Consider the following 18,917-nt stretch of genomic DNA (forward strand, 5'->3'; position numbering starts at 1 on the left):
GCCACCCTTTTCCCATGACTCTCGTTCACGGCACCTGCGTGGCCATAGCGGGCCGCGGCGTTCTCCTGCGCGGTCCATCGGGAAGCGGCAAGTCGGATCTGGCGCTGCGGCTGATCGACGGCGGCGCCCTGCTGGTGGCCGACGACCAGACCCGGCTGGAGCGCGACGGCGGCACGCTGCTGGCCAGCCCGCCCGCCACCATCGCCGGCATGATCGAGGCGCGCGGCCTGGGACTGGTCCGTTTGCCCCATCTGGCGCGGGTGCCGCTGGTTCTGCTGATCGATCTCGTCCGCCCATCCGAGGTGGAGCGGCTGCCCGAGGCGAACACCTTGGAATTGCTGGGATTGCCCGTCCGCCACCTGCGTCTGGCCCCCTTCGAGGCGTCGGCGGCGGCGAAGGTTCGCCTTGCGATGGGCGCCTCGACGCGAGATATAATGCCGCCGTGATGAGCGACCTGCACTCCAGCCCGACGGATTCGAACCCGGCCAGCCCCGATGGCGGCGACAGCCGTGTGGTGCCCGATGGCGGCGACAGCCGCGTGGTGATCGTCACCGGCATGTCCGGGGCGGGCAAGACCATGGCCTTGAAGGCGCTGGAGGACATGGGCTGGGAGGCGGTGGACAACCTGCCCCTTTCGCTGGCGGCCAGTCTGGTGCGTCCGGGCGAGCGCATGGCGCGTCCCCTGGCGCTGGGGGTCGATATCCGCACCCGCGATTTCGGGGTCGAGCCGGTGCTGGCGGCGCTGGACCGCCTGATGGGCGAAAGCGGGGTGAACGTGCGGCTGCTGTTCCTCGATTGCGAGGACGACGTGCTGTGCCGCCGCTTCACCGAGACGCGCCGCCGCCATCCCATGGCGGTGGACCGGCCGCTCCTGGACGGCATCCGCCACGAACGCGCCCTGGTCTCGCCGCTGCGCTCTCGCGCCGACGTGATGATCGACACAACCAACCAGCCCCCGGCCGAGTTCAAGCGGGTGCTGGCCGGGCATTTCGGGCTGGAAAGCGTCGGCGGCCTGGTGGTGTTCGTCACCTCGTTTGCCTATCGCAACGGCCTGCCGCGCGAGGCCGATCTGGTGTTCGACGCCCGCTTCCTGGCCAATCCCCATTACGTGCCCGAGCTGAAGCCGCTGACGGGGCGCGACAGGGCGGTGGCCGATTACGTGGCCGCCGATCCGGCCTTCCAGCCGTTTCTCGATTCGCTCACCCGCCTGCTGGAGCCGCTGCTGCCGCGCTTCGCCGCCGAGGGCAAGAGCTACCTCACCATCGCCATCGGCTGCACCGGCGGCCGTCACCGTTCCGTCGCCACCGCCGAGCGCCTTGCCGAATGGATGAAGCGCCGCGGCGAGCAGGTCGAGCTTCGCCATCGCGAACTCGACGAAGGAAGTTCATGATGTCACTGTGCAAGACGCGGGGGATCGGGGCCGGGGGAACCGGCTTGTCACCCGCCCAAGGGGGATTGAGATGATCGGACTGGTACTCGTCACCCACGGCCGGCTCGCCGACGAACTCGTCGCCGCGCTCGAGCACGTGGTCGGGCCGCAGCCCAATGTCGCGGCGGTATGCATCGGCCCCGACGACGACATGGAGCAGCGCCGCAACGACATTCTGGCCAGCGTGGCCCGCTGTGACGACGGGTCCGGCGTGGTGGTGCTGACCGACATGTTCGGCGGCACGCCTTCGAACCTGGCCATCTCCATCATGGACAAGGCCAAGGTCGAGGTGATCGCCGGCGTCAACCTGCCCATGCTGATCAAGCTGGCCAGCGTGCGCCATTCCGAGCCCCTGGCCGACGCCGTCGCCAGCGCCCAGGAGGCCGGGCGCAAATACATCAACGTCGCTTCCAAGCTGCTGACCCAGGATCGCAAGTGATGTCGGACGTGACCCATACCGGCGGCGAACTGGTCCGTACCGCCGCCATCACCAACCAGCGCGGCCTGCACGCCCGGGCCGCCGCCAAGTTCGTCAAGCTGGCCGCCACCTTCGACGCCCAGATCACCGTCGGCCATCGCGGCACCGAGGTGTCGGGGCTGTCCATCATGGGCCTGATGATGCTGGCCGCGGCACCGGGTTGCTCCATCGAGCTCAAGGTAAGCGGTGCCCAGGCCTCCGAAGCCATGGAGGCCCTGTTCGACCTGGTCGACCGCAAGTTCGACGAAGACTGACGCCAAGTCCATGACGACGCGCAGGGGGGGCACGGCGGACGGACGAGGCAGGGCGGGAAGCCACCCGACCGGCACGTCCGGCGGCGAGCCCGGCGGAGAGGTCGTCCGCGACGGCCTGGGCGTGTCGCGCGGCATCGCCATCGGCACCCTTTACCTGCACGATTCCGGCACCATCGCGGTGCCCGAGCTGCGCATCGCCGCCAACCGGCTGGACGCCGAATGCACCCGCTTCGCCGAGGCCGCCGCCAATGCCGGCCGTCAGGTGGAGCAGTTGCAGGACAAGGCGGGACGCCTTGGGGGCGCCGCCGGCGAGGAGCTGGGCTACCTGCTGGACGCCTACCGCCAGATGCTGCACGGCTCGCGCCTGTTGAGGGGCGTGGAAAGCCGCATCCGCACCGAGCGCATCAACGCCGAGGCCGCCGTCCAGCAGGAGATCAACGAGATCGTCCGCGGCTTCGAGGCCATGGAGGATCCCTACCTCGCCGCCCGCGTCGCCGACATCAAGGATATCGGGCGGCGCCTGCTGCGCGCGCTGACCAACACCGTCTACCGTCCCTTCACCGCCCTGCCCAGAAACGCGGTGATCGTCGCCGAGGAGATGACCCCGGCCGACACCGCCCTGCTCGACCCCGCTTTGGTGGCCGGCCTGGCCGCCTCGGTGGGCGGCAGCGAAAGCCACACCGCCATCATGGCCCGCTCGCTGGGTCTGCCCGCGGTGCTGGGCATCGCCGATCTGCTGACCGGAGTAAAGGGCGGCGAGACGGTCATCATCGACGGCTCCAACGGCCTGGTGGTGATCAATCCCCTGGCCGAGACCCAGGCCTTCTACCGCAAGGAACGCGCCGCCTTCCTGAAGGCGCGCCGCGTGCTGGCCCGGCTCAAGGACGTGCCCGCGATCACCCGCGACGGCGGACGCATCGGCCTGCAGGCCAACATGGAACTGCCCAACGAAGTGGCGGCCGTACTGGATTCGGGGGCCGAGGGCATCGGCCTGCTGCGCAGCGAGTTCCTGTTCATGAACCGCGACGACGTGCCCAGCGAGGACGAGCAGTACCGCATCCTTCGGGATGTCATCGAGCGCATGGGCGGGCGGACCGTCACGGTGCGCACCTTCGACGCCGGCGGCGACAAGCTGGCCCCGGCCTTGGGCTGCACCATCGGCCCCAATCCCTCGCTGGGCCTGCGCGCCATCCGCTTAGGCCTCGCCCGCCAGGATCTGCTGGAGGCCCAGCTGGCCGCCATCCTGCGCGCCGCGATCCATGGCCCGGTGCGCATCCTGATCCCCATGATCGCCACCGTGGGCGAGTTGCGCGCCACCCGCGAGGTGATGAACCGGGTGGTGCGCCGCCTGCGCAAGGCCAAGGTGCCGCTGCCCGACACCCTGCCGCCGCTGGGCGCCATGATCGAGATCCCCGGCGCGGCGCTGTCGGCGGATTCCATCGCCTGGCACGCCGATTTCTTCGCCATCGGCACCAACGACCTGGTGCAGTACACCCTGGCCATCGACCGCGCCGACGAGGCGGTGGCCCATCTCTACAACCCGCTGCATCCGGCGGTGCTGCGCCTGATCCAGTTCACCGCCCAGGCCGCCCAGCGGGCCAATATCCCGGTCAGCGTCTGCGGCGAGATGGCCGGCGATCCGCGCTATGCGCCCCTGCTGCTGGGGCTCGGCCTGCGCGAGTTGTCCATGACCACGTCCAATCTGCCGGTGGTGAAGAACCGCATCCGCTCCATGTCGCTGGCCGCCGCGGAAGGCCTGGCCCGCACCATCATGGAGCAGACCGATTCCGGCAAGATCGGCCAGCTGCTCGACGAATTCGAAAGCCGCTGAAGCTTAAGGGGGAACCGTCATGCGCGTCCTGTTCGCCGCCTTCCTGGCCCTGCTGGGGATGGCGCCCGCCGCTTTCGCCCAGAACGCCTATCCGTCCGTGGAACTGCTCTCCACCGCCACCACGGTGATGGGCGAACCCATCCGCTATCCCGACAGCGGCCCGGCCCGGGTGACCTCCACCATCGTCACCCTGGGGCCGCATTCCGAGGCGGCGCTCCACCTGCACCCCGCCCCCATGTACGCCTACATCCTGGAAGGCGAGGTGGTGGTGGATTACGGCCCCCACGGCCGGCGCACCTTCACCCAGGGCCAGGCCCTGATGGAAACCATGGCCGTGCCGCACAAGGGGCTGAACCTCACCGACCGGCCGGTGCGCATCCTCTGCGTCTTCATGGGCGCCGAGGGGACGGCCAATGTCAGCCTGGTGAAGTAGATTTGGTTCGGCTTATGGTTTTTCAGGGCGGGGACGACGCTGAGGGACATGCTGCTCCAATTGCGGCATTTGTCTTTTCATGAAGGCGTCGAACATGGGAACGGTAAAGGCCGTTTCACCGTGGCGCATACTCCAGATCATCCCATCCTTGATCAACTGTTGCCGGGTGGTTGCCACCGCTGACGGCAGGACGCCAAGCACGGATGCGATGTCGCCGGTCTTGTGTGGCCCCGGGCCGAGTTCAGCCATGGCTCTCAGGTATTTTTGCTGAAGCGGCGTCAGTCTGTCGAAACGGACCCGAAAGAAATTCGCATCAAGGAATGCGACGATGGTATCTGTGACCGCCAGGACGTCTTGGCGCCGGATCGGACTTGCCGGGGCCGCATTCCAGACTTGGGCTCCCCACACCTGAATGAAATAGGGGTACCGGGCCGTCAGATGGAGAATTTCGGCGATGGCATCGGCATCGAGCGAGACGCCCTCGTGTTCGGCGGGCTTTACAAGCGCCCGCTTCGCGGAATCCGGGTCAAGAGGCCCGATCTCGGGATAACGGAAAAGACGCTCCGCATAAGATTTTGCATTCCCGGCCAATGCCGCTATCTGCGGCAATCCGGCACCGACGAAATAGAACGGCAAATTGCGCTGCGATATCTCGTGGCAACTAACGACCACCGCCGCCAACTCATCCGGGGACAGATACTGGACCTCGTCGAGAAAAAGGCCGATGGCGGAATTTTTTTCCGCCGCTGCCTCGGCAACGGCGACGATAAGCGACGGAAGATCCTGCTGAAGATTGCCCGTGTCCGCGATGCCCGGCGACGGCTCAAGGCTGAACTCCATGTCACCGGCAGAAATTTTGAAGACGCCGACAAAATTGCGTACCGCCGACATTGCTGCCCGAACTTTAGCGCCCGAGGCGGCCTTTAAATCGAGAATATGCAGAATCCGCCTCAATTCCGGGACAAGAAGTCGCGGCAGCATACCTCCTTCAGGAGCTTCAATCTTCGCCGTCTGAAACCCCATATCGCCAGCAGTCTTGTATAGGCGGTTGAGGAGAACGGTCTTGCCAACGCCCCGCAATCCCAGAAGCATGAGGCCATTGGCCGGACGGCCGGCAAGGATGCGCTCCATGTCGATGGAGGCGTCCTCAAGGAGGGCATCCCGGCCCGCGAGTTCCGGAGGCTGCACGCCTGCCCCGGGATTATATGGGTTTGTGCGACGATCCATGCGCAAATCATAGCAAGATTATTGGAATTAGCAAACTAGCCGTTAAATTCATTAAACTACGCTTTGAGCCCCATACCCACATAAAGATATCTTTATATCATATTGCGTTTTGGCCCAAGGCCTGCTACACAGGCCCTAGCTGGAAAACCACGTGTTATAGGGACCGCCATGACCGCCTTCACCGATTACAAGGTTGCCGACATTTCCCTGGCCGCTTGGGGCCGCAAGGAACTGGACATCGCCGAGAGCGAGATGCCCGGCCTGATGGCCACCCGCGAGGAATTCGGGCCGAAGCAGCCCCTGAAGGGTGCGCGCATCGCCGGTTCCCTGCACATGACCATCCAGACCGGCGTGCTGATCGAGACGCTGAAGGCTCTGGGCGCCGACATCCGCTGGGCGTCGTGCAACATCTTCTCGACCCAGGACCACGCCGCCGCCGCCATCGCCGCCGCCGGCATTCCGGTGTTCGCCACCAAGGGCGAGACCCTGGAAGAGTACTGGGACTACACCCACCGCATCTTCGAGTGGGCCGATGGCGGCTGCCCGAACATGATTCTGGACGACGGCGGCGACGCTACCTTGCTGATCCACCTGGGCATGCGCGCCGAGAAGGACATCTCGGTGCTGAACAACCCGACCTGCGAGGAAGAGGAAGTCCTGTTCGCCTCCATCAAGAAGAAGCTGGCGACCGACAAGACCTTCTACACCCGCAACGGCACCTCCATCCGCGGCGTGACCGAGGAGACCACCACCGGCGTGCACCGTCTCTACGAGATGGAGAAGAAGGGCACCCTGCTGTGGCCGGCCATCAACGTCAACGATTCGGTGACCAAGTCCAAGTTCGACAACAAGTACGGCTGCCGTGAATCGCTGGTCGACGGCATCCGCCGCGCCACCGACGTCATGCTGGCCGGCAAGGTCGCCGTGGTCGCCGGCTTCGGCGACGTGGGCAAGGGCTCGGCCGAGTCGCTGGCGTCCCAGGGCTGCCGCGTCATCGTCACCGAGATCGACCCCATCTGCGCGCTGCAGGCCTGCATGGAAGGCTACGAGGTCGCCACCATGGAAGAGGCGGCTCCGCGCGGCGACATCTTCGTCACCACCACCGGCAACGTGGACGTGATCACCGTCGACCACATGCGGGCCATGAAGGACCGCGCCATCGTCTGCAACATCGGCCACTTCGATTCCGAGATTCAGGTCGCCGGCCTGAAGAATTTCGAGTGGAACAACATCAAGCCGCAGGTGGACGAGATCAAGTTCCCGGGCGGCAACCGCATCCTGCTGCTGGCCGAGGGCCGCCTGGTCAACCTGGGCTGCGCCACCGGCCACCCCAGCTTCGTGATGAGCGCCTCGTTCACCAACCAGGTGATGGCCCAGATCGAGATCTTCACCAATCCCGGCAAGTACGAGAAGAAGGTCTACGTCCTGCCCAAGACCCTGGACGAGAAGGTGGCCAAGCTGCACCTCGCCAAGCTGGGCGCCACGCTGACCAAGCTGAACCAGAAGCAGTCCGATTATATCGGCGTCGCCGTCGAAGGCCCCTTCAAGCCTGAAACCTATCGGTACTAGACTGCGAATACCGTAAACCGGCGAAGCCCCCTTCCGGCGACGGGAGGGGGCTTTTTCTTGGAGGCAACCCCATGTGCACCTGTGGAAAATCCGGCCCCAGCCGCCGCCGCCTGCTGACCGGCATGGCGGCCCTGGCGGCCTTCGGCTCGCTCCGTCCGGCCTCGGCCATGGCGCCCAGGGGCGGAAGCCTGAACAGGAGCGACGGCGAGGTCATGGTCAACGGCCGCCCCGCCCGGACGGGCAGCGCCATCGCCGCCGGTGACAGGGTCGCCGCCGGGCCCAATGGCACGGCGGTGTTCACCCTGGGCGACGACGCCTTCCTGCTGCGCGCCGAAAGCACGGTGACCGTCTCCGACGGCCCGGACGGGCGCCGGATCGACCTGGAGAGCGGCCGCCTGCTGTCGGTATTCGGCCCCAAGGTCATCACCTTGAAGACGCCCCACGCCAATGTGGGCATCCGCGGCACCGCCGCCTATCTGGAAGCCCGCCCGGCGGCCACCGACATCTGCGTGTGCTACGGCCACGCCGTGCTGAGCCCCGACGCCGCCCCCGACAAGGCCGAAGAGGTCCGCACCCGCCACCACGACGCGCCGCGCCGCATCTTCGGCCCCGGCCGCCAGCCGGCCATCGAGCCCTACATGGTCACCAACCACACCGACGAGGAGCTGGTGATGCTGGAAGCCCTGGTGGGCCGGGTGCCGCCGTTCGTGACGAGGTAACACCCCCCTTGCCCCTAAGCCCGCTTGGCCCCAAACTCTGGCCCCATGCGTGCCCTGCTGACCGCCCTTTGCCTGCTGATCGCCCTGCCCGCCGGGGCCGAGACCGTGCATCCGGTGCACGGATTGGCCATGCACGGCGCGCCCAAGTACGGGCCGGGGTTCCGGCATTTCGACTACGTCAACCCGGATGCCCCCAAGGGCGGCGAGATCCGCTTAGCCGAGATCGGCGGGTGGGATTCGCTCAACCCCTTCATCGTCAAGGGCGACCCGCCGGCCGGGGCCGACCTGCCGTTCGAGACGCTGATGGCGAGCTCCGCCGACGAGGCGTTTTCCCAATACGGCCTGATCGCCGAAAGCGTCGAGGTGCCCGCCGACCGCTCGTGGGTGGTGTTCAACCTGCGGCCCAAGGCCCGCTGGCATGACGGCAAGCCCATCACGCCTGAGGACGTGGCGTTCTCGTTCGAGATCCTGAAGGCCAAGGGCCATCCCCGCTACCGCTTCTATTACGCCGCCGTGGACAAGGTCGAGGTGCTGGGGCCGCGCCGGGTGCGCTTCTCGTTCAAGCCGGGCGACAACCGCGAATTGCCGCTGATCGTCGGGCAATTGCCCATCCTGCCCAAGCATTACTGGCAAGGCCGCGACTTCGCCGCCACCACCCTGGAGCCGCCCTTAGGGAGCGGCCCCTACAAGGTGGCTACGTTCGAGACCCAGCGCACCATCACCTACGAGCGGGTGAAGGATTACTGGGGGGCCGAGCTTCCCGTCCGCAGGGGCGAGCACAATTTCGACCGCATCCGCTATGACAGCTACCGCGACACCACCGTGGCGCTGGAGGCGTTCAAGGGCGGCGAATACGACTGGCGGGCCGAGAACGAGGCCAAGAAGTGGGCCACCGCCTACGAGGATTGGGGCGCGCTGAAGGACGGGCGGGGCAGGAAGCAGGGCTTCGCCAACCAGCGCCCGGCCGGCATGCAGGGCTATGCCTTCAACCTGCGCCGCCCGCTGTTCGCCGATGTCCGGGTCCGCCGCGCGCTCGGTCTGGCCTTCGACTTCGAGTGGACCAACAAGACCCTGTTCTACGGCCAGTACAAGCGCACCGGCTCGTACTTCGCCAACTCGGAACTGGCCGCCACGGGCCTGCCGTCGGCTGCCGAGCTGACGGTGCTGGAGCCGCTGCGCGGCCAAATCCCGCCCGAGGTGTTCACCACCGAATTCAGGCCCCCCGCCACCGAGGGCGATGGCAACATCCGCCCCAATCTGCGCGCCGCCATGAAGCTGCTGGAGGAAGCCGGCTGGGACGTGGTGGACGGCAAGCTGATGAAGGACGGCAAGCCCTTCGCCTTCGAGATCCTGCTGGTCCAGCCCGCCTGGGAGCGCATCACCCTGCCGTTCGCCCGCAATCTGGCCCGCCTGGGCATCGAGGCAAGCGTGCGCACCGTCGATACCGCCCAGTACAAGAACCGTCTCGACCACTTCGATTTCGACATGGTGGTGCATGTGTGGGGCCAGTCCCAGTCGCCGGGCAACGAGCAGCTGGGCTATTGGGGGGCCGAATCCGCCGACGCGGCGGGCGGCCAGAATCTGGCCGGCATCAAGAACCCGGCCGTCGACGCCCTGATCGAGCAGGTGATCGCGGCGCCTGACCGCGAAGCCCTGGTGGCCCGCACCCGGGCGCTGGACCGGGTGCTGCTGTGGAATGACTACGTCATTCCCCAATGGCATCTCGGCCTCGACCGTCTGGTCTGGTGGGACAAGTTCGGCATGCCCGAGGTAACGCCGGCCAACGGGGTGCAGCTGATGACCTGGTGGGTGAAGAAATGATCGCCTACACGCTGCGCCGTCTGGCCCTGATCCCGCTCACCCTGTTCGGCATCATGCTGATCAACTTCACCGTGGTGCAGTTCGCCCCCGGCGGACCGGTGGAGCTGATGATCTCCAAGCTGCAGGGTACGGCGGTGGACGCCGCCGCCCGCGTCTCCGGCTCGGGCTCGGGCGAGACCGCCCCGGTCAAGGCCGCGCCCGCCCAGGGCAACCAGGGGGCCTATCGCGGGGCGCAAGGGTTACCGCCCGACTTCATCAAGGAGATCGAGCGCCAGTTCGGCTTCGATCGTCCGGCGCACGAGCGTTTCTGGCTGATGATGGGCCAGTACGCCCGCTTCGATTTCGGCAAGAGCTTCTATCGCGATACCTCGGTGGTGGGTCTGGTGATCGAGAAGATGCCCACCTCCATCTCGCTGGGACTGTGGAGCACGCTGATCATCTATCTGGTGTCCATACCGCTCGGCATTTGGAAGGCCCGGCGCGACGGTTCGCGCTTCGACGTCGCCACCTCGTGGGCGGTGATCATCGGCTATGCCGTGCCCGGCTTCCTGTTCGCCATCGCCCTGATCGTCCTGTTCGCCGGGGGAAAGTATTTCTCGTGGTTTCCGCTGCGCGGCCTCACCTCGCCCGGCCTGGAGGGAGCGCCCTTCCTGACCCGCGCTTTTGACTACTTCTGGCATCTGGCGCTCCCCGTAACCGCGTTGGTAGTTGGGGGATTCGCCGGTCTCACCATGCTGACCAAAAACTCGTTCCTGGAAGAGATCAACAAGCAGTACGTGGTCACCGCCCGGGCCAAGGGATTGAGCGAGCGGCGCATCCTCTACGGCCATATCTTCCGCAACGCCATGCTGCTGATCGTCGCCGGCTTTCCCCGCGCTTTGGTGGGAATTCTCTTCACCGGCTCGGTGCTGGTCGAGATCATCTTCTCGCTGGACGGCATCGGCCTGCTGGGCTTCGAGGCGGTGAGCAACCGGGATTACCCCGTGATGTTCGGCACGCTCTACGCCTTCTCGCTGCTGGGTCTGGTGCTCAATCTGGTCAGCGACCTCACCTATCACTGGGTCGACCCCCGCATCGACTTCGAGGGGAGGGGCGGATGAGGACGAGAGCTATACGACATTTCCGTGGCTTGCCGGGGATAAACCACAGAGACACAGAGACACAGAGAATACACAGAGGGAAAAAAACCTTTCTTTTTCTCTGTGCCATCTCTGTGTCTCTGTGTCTCTGTGGTGAGTTCCCCTGTTTCGGCGGAACATCCCCATGCGCCTGACGCCCTTGGATCGCCGCCGCCTCGACGCCTTTTGCCGCAACCGGCGGGGATTCTGGAGCCTGTGGATCTTTCTGGCCCTGTTCCTGGTCACGCTGGCGGCCGAGCTGGTGGCCAACGACCGCCCCATCATGGTGCGCTATGACGGGGCAACGTACTTCCCCATGGTCAAGGACTACCCCGAGGTGACCTTCGGCGGCGACTTCAAGACCTATGCCGATTACCGCGACGCCTACATCGTGGCCAAGATCGCCGAAAAGGGCTGGGCCCTGTGGCCGCCGGTTCCCTACGATTACCGCGCCATCAACTACGACCCGCTGATGAAGCACCCCGCGCCGCCGTCGCCCCGCAACTGGCTGGGCACCGACGACCAGGGCCGCGACGTGCTGGCCCGGCTGATCTATGGGCTGCGCCTGTCCATCTGCTTCGGGCTGGCGCTCACCCTGGTCAGCACGGTGATCGGCGTGGCCGCCGGCGCGGTGCAGGGCTATTTCGGCGGCAAGGTGGATCTGGCCTTCCAGCGCTTTCTCGAGATCTGGGGCGGGCTGCCGGAATTGCTGATCCTGATCATCATCGCCTCCATCATCAAGCCGGGCTTCTGGACCCTGCTGCTGGTGCTGGTGCTGTTCTCGTGGACCAATCTGGTGGGCGTGGTCCGGGCCGAGTTCCTGCGGGCGCGCAACTTCGATTACGTCCGCGCGGCAAGGACGCTGGGCATGAGCGATTCCCGCATCATGGTCCGCCATGTGCTGCCCAACGCCATGGTGGCCACCGTGACCTTCATGCCGTTCATCCTCAATTCCTCCATCGTGTCGCTGACCGCTCTCGACTTCCTGGGCCTGGGGCTGCCGCCCGGCTCGGCGTCGCTGGGCGATCTGCTGCGCCAGGGCAAGGAGAACCTGCAGGCCCCCTGGCTGGGCCTGACCGGCTTCGTAGTGGTCGCCACCTTGCTGTCGCTGCTGGTCTTCGTGGGCGAAGCGGTGCGCGATGCCTTTGATCCCAGGAAAACCACATGATGGAAGAGAAGACTCCCCTGCTGGTCGTCGATGACCTCGCCGTGAGCTTCGGCCCCGTCCAGGCGGTCAAGGGCGTGTCCTTCACCCTTGCCAAGGGCGAGACCCTGGCCCTGGTGGGCGAAAGCGGCTCGGGCAAGTCGGTGACGGCGCTGTCCATCCTGCAATTGCTGCCCTACCCCCGCGCCGCCCATCCCAGGGGCTCCATCCGTCTCGACGGCGCCGAACTGGTGGGCGCGCCGGAGCCGGCGTTGCGAAGCGTGCGCGGCGGCCGCGTCGCCATGGTGTTCCAGGAGCCCATGACCTCGCTCAACCCCCTGCATTCCATCGAGAGGCAGGTGGGCGAGGTGCTGGAACTGCATCTGGGCCTGCGCGGCACGGAGCTGCGGACCCGGGTTGTCGAACTGCTGTCCCTGGTGGGCATCCCCGAGCCGGAAAAACGCCTGTCCGCCCTGCCCCACGAGCTGTCGGGCGGCCAGCGGCAACGGGTGATGATCGCCATGGCGCTGGCGGGCGAACCCGACATCCTCATCGCCGACGAGCCGACCACGGCGCTCGACGTCACCATCCAGGCCCAGATCCTGGCGCTGCTCAAGGACCTTCAGGCCCGCCTCGGCATGGCGCTGCTGTTCATCACCCACGATCTCGGTATCGTGCGCAAGATGGCCGACCGGGTCTGCGTCATGAATAACGGCGAGATCGTGGAAAGCGGTCCGCTGCCCCGGGTGTTCGACGCTCCCGGGCATCCCTACACCCGGCGCCTGCTGGAAGCCGAGCCCAAGGGCAAGCCCCATCGTCCGCCGGAAGGAGAGCCGGTGGTGATGGCCGCCCGCGACTTGAAGGTCTGGTTTCCCTTGAAGGCCGGCATCTGGCGCAAGACCATCGGCCACGTCAAGGCGGTGGACGGCGTCAGCCTGGAGTTAAGGCGCGGCCACACCATCGGCGTGGTGGGGGAATCCGGCTCCGGCAAGACCACGCTGGGCCTGGCGCTGCTGCGGCTGCTGGCCTCCGACGGCGAGATCAGTTTCGCCGGAACCAAAATCGATTCCATGAGCCCCGGGACCTTGCGCCCGCTGCGCCGCCAGATGCAGATGGTGTTCCAGGACCCCTACGGCTCGCTCAGCCCGCGCATGTCGGTGGGCGACATCGTCGGCGAGGGCCTCGAGGTGCACGAGCCCGCCATGCCCCGCGCCGAACGCGAGCGGCTGATCGGCGAGGCCTTGGCGGAGGTGGGCCTCGACCCCGCCACCCGCGACCGCTACCCCCACGAATTCTCCGGCGGCCAGCGCCAGCGCATCGCCATCGCCCGCGCCCTGGTCCTCAAACCCAAGTTCATCGTCCTGGACGAGCCCACCAGCGCGCTGGACGTCTCGGTCCAGGCCCAGATCGTCGATCTGCTGCGCGATCTCCAGGCCCGGCATTCCCTGGCCTATCTGTTCATCAGCCACGACCTGCGGGTGGTGCGCGCACTGGCCGACGATCTGATCGTCATGAAGGACGGCAAGGTGGTGGAAGCCGGCCGGGCCGAGGAGCTGTTCAAGGCACCCAGGACCGCCTACACCCGCGCCCTGATGGCGGCGGCCTTCGATCTGGAGGTGGCATGAGCGCGTCACCTGTCATCCCGAGAGAGCAACGCGACCGAGGGATCCCGTCCTGGACGGCCGGTGGGCCTTTGGCAGTGCCGGAGCAGGCGGAGATTCCTCGCTGCGCTCGGAATGACAAGTCATGACCCCCCAGCGCCACACTCACCTCGACGCCCTGGCCATGACCCTGATGGTGGGCTTGTGCGCGCTGTGGGGCCTCAACCAGGTGGCGGCCAAGGTGGCCAATGCCGGCATCTCGCCCGTCCTGCAGGCCGGCTTGCGCTCGGGCGGCTCCGCCCTGTTGCTGCTGGGCTGGAGCCGCATGCGCGGCGTGCCCCTGTTCCGGTCCGACGGGTCGGGCAAGGCGGGGCTGGCCGCCGGCCTGCTGTTCGGCGCCGAATTCGCCCTGATCTATTGGGGCCTGGAATACACCCCGGCGTCGCGGGCCGTGGTGTTCCTTTACACCGCCCCCTTCGTGGTGGCCCTGGGGCTGCATTGGCTGGTCCCGGCCGAGCGCCTGACCCGCAATCAGGTCCTGGGCCTCTTGTGCGCCTTCGGCGGCATCGTGCTGGCCTTCGGCGACAGCCTGTCCCTGCCCGACCGCCGCCAGCTGGTCGGCGACCTGATGCTGCTGGTCTCGGCGGTGATGTGGGGGGCGACCACCGTGCTGGTGCGCACCTCGCGGCTGTCGGCCATCAGCCCCAACAAGACCCTGCTGTACCAGTTGGGGGTGTCGGCGCTGGTGCTGCCCGTCGCCTCGGTTCTGCTGGGCGAGAGAGGCATCATCGGCGAGCCCTCCGCCCTGGTCTGGGCCTCGCTGGCCGGGCAGATCGTCATCGTCGCCTTCGCCTCCTACCTGACATGGTTCTGGCTGATCTCCCGCTACCCCGCGACACGGCTGTCGGCCTTCTCGTTCCTCACCCCCCTGTTCGGCATGGTGTTCGGGGCAATGCTGCTGGGCGAGCGCCTGACCTGGGGCCTTGGCGGCGCCATGGTGCTGGTGGCGGCGGGCATCTGGCTGGTGAACCGGAAGTGAGGGGAAAGTGATTCCGGCCGCTTGCATTCGAGTATCGCCCGAGCTATAAGCGTCCCCTTCTGCGAGCGGACAAGGCTGTTAGGGCTGCCTTGCCGTTCTTCGCCGCTGAACCATTCAGACTAAGGATAAGCGCAAATGCCCAAGATGAAGACCAAGAGCTCCGCCAAGAAGCGGTTCAAGCTCACCGGCACCGGCAAGGTGAAGGGCAACGTGGCGTTCAAGCGTCACTGCCTGTCGGCGAAGTCCCAGAAGATGAAGCGCCAGGCGCGCGGCACCTTCGTCCTGTTCAAGACGGACGGGGACAACGTCAAGAAGTACTTCCTGCCGAACGGAGGCTGATAAATGGCTCGCGTCAAGCGGGGCGTCACCACGCACGCCCGTCATAAGAAGATTCTCAAGCTCGCCAAGGGCTATCGCGGCCGGTCCAGCACCTGCTTCCGGGTCGCGATCCAGAAGGTCGAGAAGGCGCTCCGGTACGCCTACCGCGATCGCCGCGCCAAGAAGCGCAATTTCCGCGCCCTGTGGATTCAGCGCATCAACGCCGGCGCCCGTGCCAACGGCCTGCCGTACTCGCGTTTCATGGACGGCCTGAAGAAGGCCGGTATCGCGCTCGACCGCAAGGTCCTGTCCGATATCGCCATCCGCGAGCCCGATGCGTTTAAGTCGCTGGTGGAAAAGGCTCAGGCCGCCCTCCGGTAGGACTTCCCGCCGGGAAGCTAATGTGTTGGAGAGGGGCCGGCCCGATCGGGGCGGCCCCTTTTCCTGTCTTTGGGGAACGAGAGACATGCAGGACCTCGACAAACTCCGCGCGCAAGCCCTGGCCGAACTGGCCGCCGCCACGACGCTCGACCAGCTGGACGCCGCCCGCGTCGCCGCCCTGGGCAAGAAGGGCACCGTCACCGGCCTGATGAAGACCCTGGGCGCCATGGGCCCCGACGAGCGCAAGGCCGCGGGTGCTGCGCTCAACGCCGCCCGCGACGAGATCGAGGCGGCGCTGGCCAAGGCCAAGGCCAGCCTGGAGGCCAAGGCGCTGGACGAGCGCCTGGCGCGCGAACGCATCGACGTCACCCTGCCGTCCCGGCCCGAATCCCTGGGGCGCATCCACCCCATCTCCCAGGTCATGGACGAGATGGCCGCCATCTTCGCCCAGATGGGCTTCGACGTGGCGGAAGGTCCCGACATCGAGGACGACTTCCACAATTTCAACGCGCTGAACATTCCGCCCGAGCATCCGGCGCGGCAGATGCACGACACCTTCTATTTCGGCGAGAAGCCCGACGGCGGGCGCCACCTGCTGCGCACCCACACCAGCCCCGTGCAGATCCGCACCATGGTGGCCAACAAGCCCCCCATCCGCATCATCGCCCCGGGCCGCACCTATCGCTGCGACTCGGACATGACCCACACCCCGATGTTCCATCAGATCGAGGGTCTGGTCATCGACGAGATCACCCATATGGGCCATCTCAAGGGCTGTCTGCTGGAATTCGTCCGCGCCTTCTTCGAGGTGGACGACGTGCCGGTGCGCTTTAGGCCCAGCTTCTTCCCCTTCACCGAGCCCTCGGCCGAGGTGGATATCGGCTGTTCGCGCGAAGGCGGCGAGCTGAAGATCGGTCCCGGCGCCGGCTGGCTGGAAATCGGCGGTTCGGGCATGGTCCATCCCAACGTGCTGAGGAACTGCGGCATCGACCCCGACCGCTACCAGGGCTTCGCCTTCGGCATGGGCGTCGAGCGCATGGCCATGCTGAAATACGGCATCCCCGATCTGCGCACCTTCTTCGATTCCGATCTTAGGTGGCTGAAGCATTACGGCTTCGTACCCTTGGATGTTCCCACGCTGGCGGGAGGGCTGACCCGATGAAGTTCACGCTGGACTGGCTCCGGACCCATCTCGACACCACCGCCACCCTGGCCGAGATCGAAGTGGGCCTCACCGCCATCGGCCTCGAGGTCGAGGGCATCGAAGACCCGGCCAAGCATCTGGGCGGCTTCGTGGTCGGCCATATTCTCGAGGCCGAGAAGCACCCCGACGCCGACAAGCTGAAGCTGTGCAAGGTGGACAGCGGCTCGGGCGTCCTTCAGGTCGTCTGCGGCGCCCCCAATGCGCGCGCCGGCCTCAAGGTCATCCTGGCCCAGCCGGGCACCTATATCCCCATCACCGGCGAATTGCTGAAGAAGGGCAAGGTCCGGGGCGTGGAAAGCCAGGGCATGATGTGCTCGTGGCGCGAGCTGAAACTGGGCGAGGACCACGAGGGCATCGCCGAGCTGGACGCCTCCGTCGCGGTGGGCGCCAGGCTGCTCGACATCATGACCTTCGACCCCATGATCGAGATCTCGGTCACCCCCAACCGGGTCGATTGTCTGGGCGTGCGCGGCATCGCCCGCGACCTGGCCGCCTTCGGCCTGGGCACGCTGAAGCCCCTGAAGGTCGAGCCGGTGGCCGGCACCTTCAAGAGCCCCATCGGCGTGCGCCTGGAATTTTCGCCCGAAACCGCCAATGCCTGCCCGCTGTTCGCCGGCCGCCTGATCCGGGGCGTGAAGAACGGCGACAGCCCGCAATGGCTGAAGGACCGCCTCACCGCCATCGGCCTGCGGCCCATCTCGGCCCTGGTGGACATCACCAATTTCTTCGCCTACGACCTTTGCCGCCCGCTGCACGTCTTCGACGCCGCCAAGGTCAAGGGCGACATCCGCGCCCGGCTGGCGAAGGACGGCGAGACCCTGGCCGGCCTCAACGGCAAGACCTACACGCTGGATGCCGGCATGACGGTCATCGCCGACGAGAACGGCCCCGAGGCCCTGGCCGGCATCCTGGGGGCTGAGCATTCCGGCTGCACCGAGGCGACCACCGAGGTGTTCCTGGAAGCCGCCTATTTCGACCCCATCCGTACCGCCGCCACCGGCCGCAAGCTGGACATCCTGTCCGACGCCCGCTTCCGCTTCGAGCGCGGCGTCGATCCCGCCTTCGTGGTCGCCTCCATGGAGCTGGCCACCCGCATGATCCTCGATCTGTGCGGCGGCGAGGCCTCGGAAGCGGTGATCGCCGGCACCGAGCCCGACTGGCAGAAATCCATCGTGCTGCGCCCCAACCGCGTCTTCGAACTGGGCGGCGTCGAGGTGCCGGTGGCCCGCATGGAGAGCATCCTCAACGACCTGGGCTGCGCCGTGGCCGAGCATGCGGATGGGCTTCTCGTCAACCCGCCGTCCTGGCGCGGCGACATCACCGCCGAGCACGATCTGGTGGAAGAGGTCATCCGCATCAACGGCTACGACAACATCCCCGCCACCCCCATGCCGCGCCCGGCCATGCCGAAGCCGGTGCTGACGCCGGGCCAGCGCCGCTCCGGCTGGGTCCGTCGTCAGTTGGCCACCCGTGGCCTGGTGGAGACGGTGACCTGGTCGTTCCTGCCAGAGGCCCAGGCCATCATGTTCGGCGGCGGCGCCCCGGAGATGCATCTGGCCAATCCCATCTCGTCGGATCTCGATGTCATGCGTCCGTCGGTGCTGCCCAATCTGGTGACGGCGGCGGGCCGCAACGCCGATCGCGGCATGAAGGATCTGGGCCTGTTCGAGCTGGGTCCGCAATTCGACGGCCCCGAACCGGGCCAGCAGCGTCTGGTGGCCGCCGGCATCCGTGCCGGAAGAGCGCGTGGCCGCCACTGGGCCGAACCGGCCCGCAACGTGGACGCCTTCGACGCCAAGGCCGACATCCTGGCGGCGATCGCCGCCGCCGGGGCCAATCCCGACTCGCTCCAGGTGGTGGCCGAGGCCCCCGCCTGGTACCACCCCGGCCGCTCGGGCGCGCTGAAGCTGGGCAACAAGCCGGTGGGCTTCTTCGGCGAAATCCACCCCGGCATCCTAGGCCAGCTGGACGTCAAGGGGCCGGTGGTCGGCTTCGAGCTGTTCCTCGAAGCCCTGCCGCCGCAAAAGGCCAAGGCCACCAAGGCGCGTCCGCTGCTCAAGGCCTCGGCGCTGCAGCCCCTGGACCGCGACTTCGCCTTCACGCTGGATTCGGGCGTGGCGGCGGACGCGGTGGTGCGTGCGGCGAAGAACGCCGACAAGGCCCTGATCACCGACGTGGCGGTGTTCGACCTCTACGAGGGCGACAAGATGGCGGCCGGCAAGAAGTCGCTGGCCATCACCGTGACCTTGCAGCCCAGCGACAAGACGCTGACCGACGAGGAAATCGAGGCGGTGGGCGCAAAGATCGTCGCTGCGGTGGTCAAGGCCACCGGCGGCGAGCTTCGGGGCTGA

At 66.8% G+C, this 18,917-nt stretch carries 18 protein-coding genes; 17 read left to right on the forward strand and 1 reads right to left on the reverse strand.

Features of this window, described 5'->3' with window-relative positions; genetic code table 11:
• Positions 1-14: 14 nt before the first annotated feature.
• The 6 genes from WV31_RS11905 to WV31_RS11930 all read left to right on the forward strand — a co-directional run bounded on the left by WV31_RS11905 (position 15) and on the right by WV31_RS11930 (position 4,425).
• On the forward strand, positions 15-446 hold the full coding sequence (locus WV31_RS11905; protein WP_085373764.1) for an HPr kinase/phosphorylase: 432 nt from the start codon (positions 15-17) through the stop codon (positions 444-446).
• The gene (rapZ, locus tag WV31_RS11910; protein ID WP_085373765.1) at positions 446-1,390 is read left to right on the forward strand and encodes an RNase adapter RapZ; all 945 of its coding nucleotides are present in this window, start codon (positions 446-448) and stop codon (positions 1,388-1,390) included. The genes WV31_RS11905 and rapZ overlap by 1 nt, the downstream gene beginning before the upstream one ends.
• A gap of 70 nt (positions 1,391-1,460) precedes the next feature.
• Positions 1,461-1,868: a PTS sugar transporter subunit IIA gene (locus WV31_RS11915; RefSeq protein ID WP_085373766.1), complete on the forward strand. Its 408-nt coding sequence runs from the start codon at positions 1,461-1,463 to the stop codon at positions 1,866-1,868.
• Positions 1,868-2,161, forward strand: coding sequence for an HPr family phosphocarrier protein (locus WV31_RS11920; protein ID WP_085373767.1), 294 nt, complete (start codon positions 1,868-1,870; stop codon positions 2,159-2,161). Before WV31_RS11915 ends, WV31_RS11920 begins: the two co-directional genes overlap by 1 nt.
• Before the next feature lie 10 nt (positions 2,162-2,171).
• Positions 2,172-3,992 carry a phosphoenolpyruvate--protein phosphotransferase gene (gene ptsP, locus WV31_RS11925; protein ID WP_085373768.1) on the forward strand — a complete coding sequence of 607 codons (1,821 nt, stop codon included), beginning with the start codon at positions 2,172-2,174 and terminating at the stop codon, positions 3,990-3,992.
• A gap of 19 nt (positions 3,993-4,011) precedes the next feature.
• Positions 4,012-4,425, forward strand: coding sequence for a cupin domain-containing protein (locus tag WV31_RS11930; protein ID WP_085373769.1), 414 nt, complete (start codon positions 4,012-4,014; stop codon positions 4,423-4,425).
• 12 nt (positions 4,426-4,437) lie between these two features.
• Here the strand turns inward: WV31_RS11930 and WV31_RS11935 are convergent, their stop codons facing one another.
• Positions 4,438-5,652, reverse strand: a complete 1,215-nt coding sequence (locus WV31_RS11935) for an AAA family ATPase (RefSeq protein WP_085373770.1) — start codon at positions 5,650-5,652, stop codon at positions 4,438-4,440.
• Positions 5,653-5,820: 168 nt separating this feature from the next.
• Between WV31_RS11935 and ahcY the strand changes: the two genes are divergently transcribed.
• From ahcY to pheT, 11 genes are all read left to right on the forward strand, one after another.
• Positions 5,821-7,221 (forward strand): adenosylhomocysteinase, encoded by a 1,401-nt coding sequence (gene ahcY / locus WV31_RS11940; RefSeq protein WP_085373771.1) that lies wholly within the window; start codon positions 5,821-5,823, stop codon positions 7,219-7,221.
• A 71-nt stretch (positions 7,222-7,292) separates the two neighbouring features.
• Positions 7,293-7,940: a FecR domain-containing protein gene (locus tag WV31_RS11945; protein ID WP_085373772.1), complete on the forward strand. Its 648-nt coding sequence runs from the start codon at positions 7,293-7,295 to the stop codon at positions 7,938-7,940.
• A gap of 45 nt (positions 7,941-7,985) precedes the next feature.
• Positions 7,986-9,761: an extracellular solute-binding protein gene (locus tag WV31_RS11950; protein WP_085373773.1), complete on the forward strand. Its 1,776-nt coding sequence runs from the start codon at positions 7,986-7,988 to the stop codon at positions 9,759-9,761.
• A complete protein-coding gene (locus tag WV31_RS11955) occupies positions 9,758-10,861 on the forward strand; it encodes a microcin C ABC transporter permease YejB (RefSeq protein ID WP_085373774.1) in 1,104 nt (367 codons plus the stop codon). Before WV31_RS11950 ends, WV31_RS11955 begins: the two co-directional genes overlap by 4 nt.
• 163 nt (positions 10,862-11,024) lie before the next feature.
• A complete protein-coding gene (locus tag WV31_RS11960) occupies positions 11,025-12,047 on the forward strand; it encodes an ABC transporter permease (protein WP_085373775.1) in 1,023 nt (340 codons plus the stop codon).
• Positions 12,047-13,648 (forward strand): ABC transporter ATP-binding protein, encoded by a 1,602-nt coding sequence (locus WV31_RS11965; protein ID WP_085373776.1) that lies wholly within the window; start codon positions 12,047-12,049, stop codon positions 13,646-13,648. The genes WV31_RS11960 and WV31_RS11965 overlap by 1 nt, the downstream gene beginning before the upstream one ends.
• Positions 13,649-13,769: 121 nt before the next feature.
• Positions 13,770-14,663, forward strand: a complete 894-nt coding sequence (locus tag WV31_RS11970; RefSeq protein WP_085373777.1) for a DMT family transporter — start codon at positions 13,770-13,772, stop codon at positions 14,661-14,663.
• A 135-nt stretch (positions 14,664-14,798) separates the two neighbouring features.
• Positions 14,799-15,002: a 50S ribosomal protein L35 gene (rpmI, locus tag WV31_RS11975; RefSeq protein WP_085373778.1), complete on the forward strand. Its 204-nt coding sequence runs from the start codon at positions 14,799-14,801 to the stop codon at positions 15,000-15,002.
• 3 nt (positions 15,003-15,005) lie between these two features.
• On the forward strand, positions 15,006-15,362 hold the full coding sequence (gene rplT / locus WV31_RS11980; RefSeq protein ID WP_068429145.1) for a 50S ribosomal protein L20: 357 nt from the start codon (positions 15,006-15,008) through the stop codon (positions 15,360-15,362).
• Positions 15,363-15,447: 85 nt separating this feature from the next.
• Entirely contained in the window at positions 15,448-16,524 is a 1,077-nt protein-coding gene (gene pheS / locus WV31_RS11985; RefSeq protein WP_085373779.1) for a phenylalanine--tRNA ligase subunit alpha, read from the forward strand.
• A complete protein-coding gene (pheT, locus tag WV31_RS11990; protein ID WP_085373780.1) occupies positions 16,521-18,917 on the forward strand; it encodes a phenylalanine--tRNA ligase subunit beta in 2,397 nt (798 codons plus the stop codon). The genes pheS and pheT overlap by 4 nt, the downstream gene beginning before the upstream one ends.

It is taken from the genome of Magnetospirillum sp. ME-1, assembly GCF_002105535.1.
Taxonomy (GTDB): domain Bacteria; phylum Pseudomonadota; class Alphaproteobacteria; order Rhodospirillales; family Magnetospirillaceae; genus Phaeospirillum.

Excerpts from the sequence above, each read along its gene's own strand:
- WV31_RS11960 (WP_085373775.1), top strand. The coding sequence starts at position 11,025 with ATGCGCCTGACGCCCTTGGATCGCCGCCGCCTCGACGCCTTTTGCCGC.
- WV31_RS11955 (WP_085373774.1), top strand. The coding sequence starts at position 9,758 with ATGATCGCCTACACGCTGCGCCGTCTGGCCCTGATCCCGCTCACCCTG.
- rapZ (WP_085373765.1), top strand. The coding sequence starts at position 446 with ATGAGCGACCTGCACTCCAGCCCGACGGATTCGAACCCGGCCAGCCCC.
- WV31_RS11970 (WP_085373777.1), top strand. The coding sequence starts at position 13,770 with ATGACCCCCCAGCGCCACACTCACCTCGACGCCCTGGCCATGACCCTG.
- pheS (WP_085373779.1), top strand. The coding sequence starts at position 15,448 with ATGCAGGACCTCGACAAACTCCGCGCGCAAGCCCTGGCCGAACTGGCC.
- ahcY (WP_085373771.1), top strand. The coding sequence starts at position 5,821 with ATGACCGCCTTCACCGATTACAAGGTTGCCGACATTTCCCTGGCCGCT.
- rpmI (WP_085373778.1), top strand. The coding sequence starts at position 14,799 with ATGCCCAAGATGAAGACCAAGAGCTCCGCCAAGAAGCGGTTCAAGCTC.
- WV31_RS11950 (WP_085373773.1), top strand. The coding sequence starts at position 7,986 with ATGCGTGCCCTGCTGACCGCCCTTTGCCTGCTGATCGCCCTGCCCGCC.
- ptsP (WP_085373768.1), top strand. The coding sequence starts at position 2,172 with ATGACGACGCGCAGGGGGGGCACGGCGGACGGACGAGGCAGGGCGGGA.
- WV31_RS11920 (WP_085373767.1), top strand. The coding sequence starts at position 1,868 with ATGTCGGACGTGACCCATACCGGCGGCGAACTGGTCCGTACCGCCGCC.
- WV31_RS11935 (WP_085373770.1), bottom strand. The coding sequence starts at position 5,652 with ATGGATCGTCGCACAAACCCATATAATCCCGGGGCAGGCGTGCAGCCT.
- rplT (WP_068429145.1), top strand. The coding sequence starts at position 15,006 with ATGGCTCGCGTCAAGCGGGGCGTCACCACGCACGCCCGTCATAAGAAG.
- WV31_RS11905 (WP_085373764.1), top strand. The coding sequence starts at position 15 with ATGACTCTCGTTCACGGCACCTGCGTGGCCATAGCGGGCCGCGGCGTT.
- WV31_RS11965 (WP_085373776.1), top strand. The coding sequence starts at position 12,047 with ATGGAAGAGAAGACTCCCCTGCTGGTCGTCGATGACCTCGCCGTGAGC.
- WV31_RS11945 (WP_085373772.1), top strand. The coding sequence starts at position 7,293 with ATGTGCACCTGTGGAAAATCCGGCCCCAGCCGCCGCCGCCTGCTGACC.
- WV31_RS11930 (WP_085373769.1), top strand. The coding sequence starts at position 4,012 with ATGCGCGTCCTGTTCGCCGCCTTCCTGGCCCTGCTGGGGATGGCGCCC.
- WV31_RS11915 (WP_085373766.1), top strand. The coding sequence starts at position 1,461 with ATGATCGGACTGGTACTCGTCACCCACGGCCGGCTCGCCGACGAACTC.
- pheT (WP_085373780.1), top strand. The coding sequence starts at position 16,521 with ATGAAGTTCACGCTGGACTGGCTCCGGACCCATCTCGACACCACCGCC.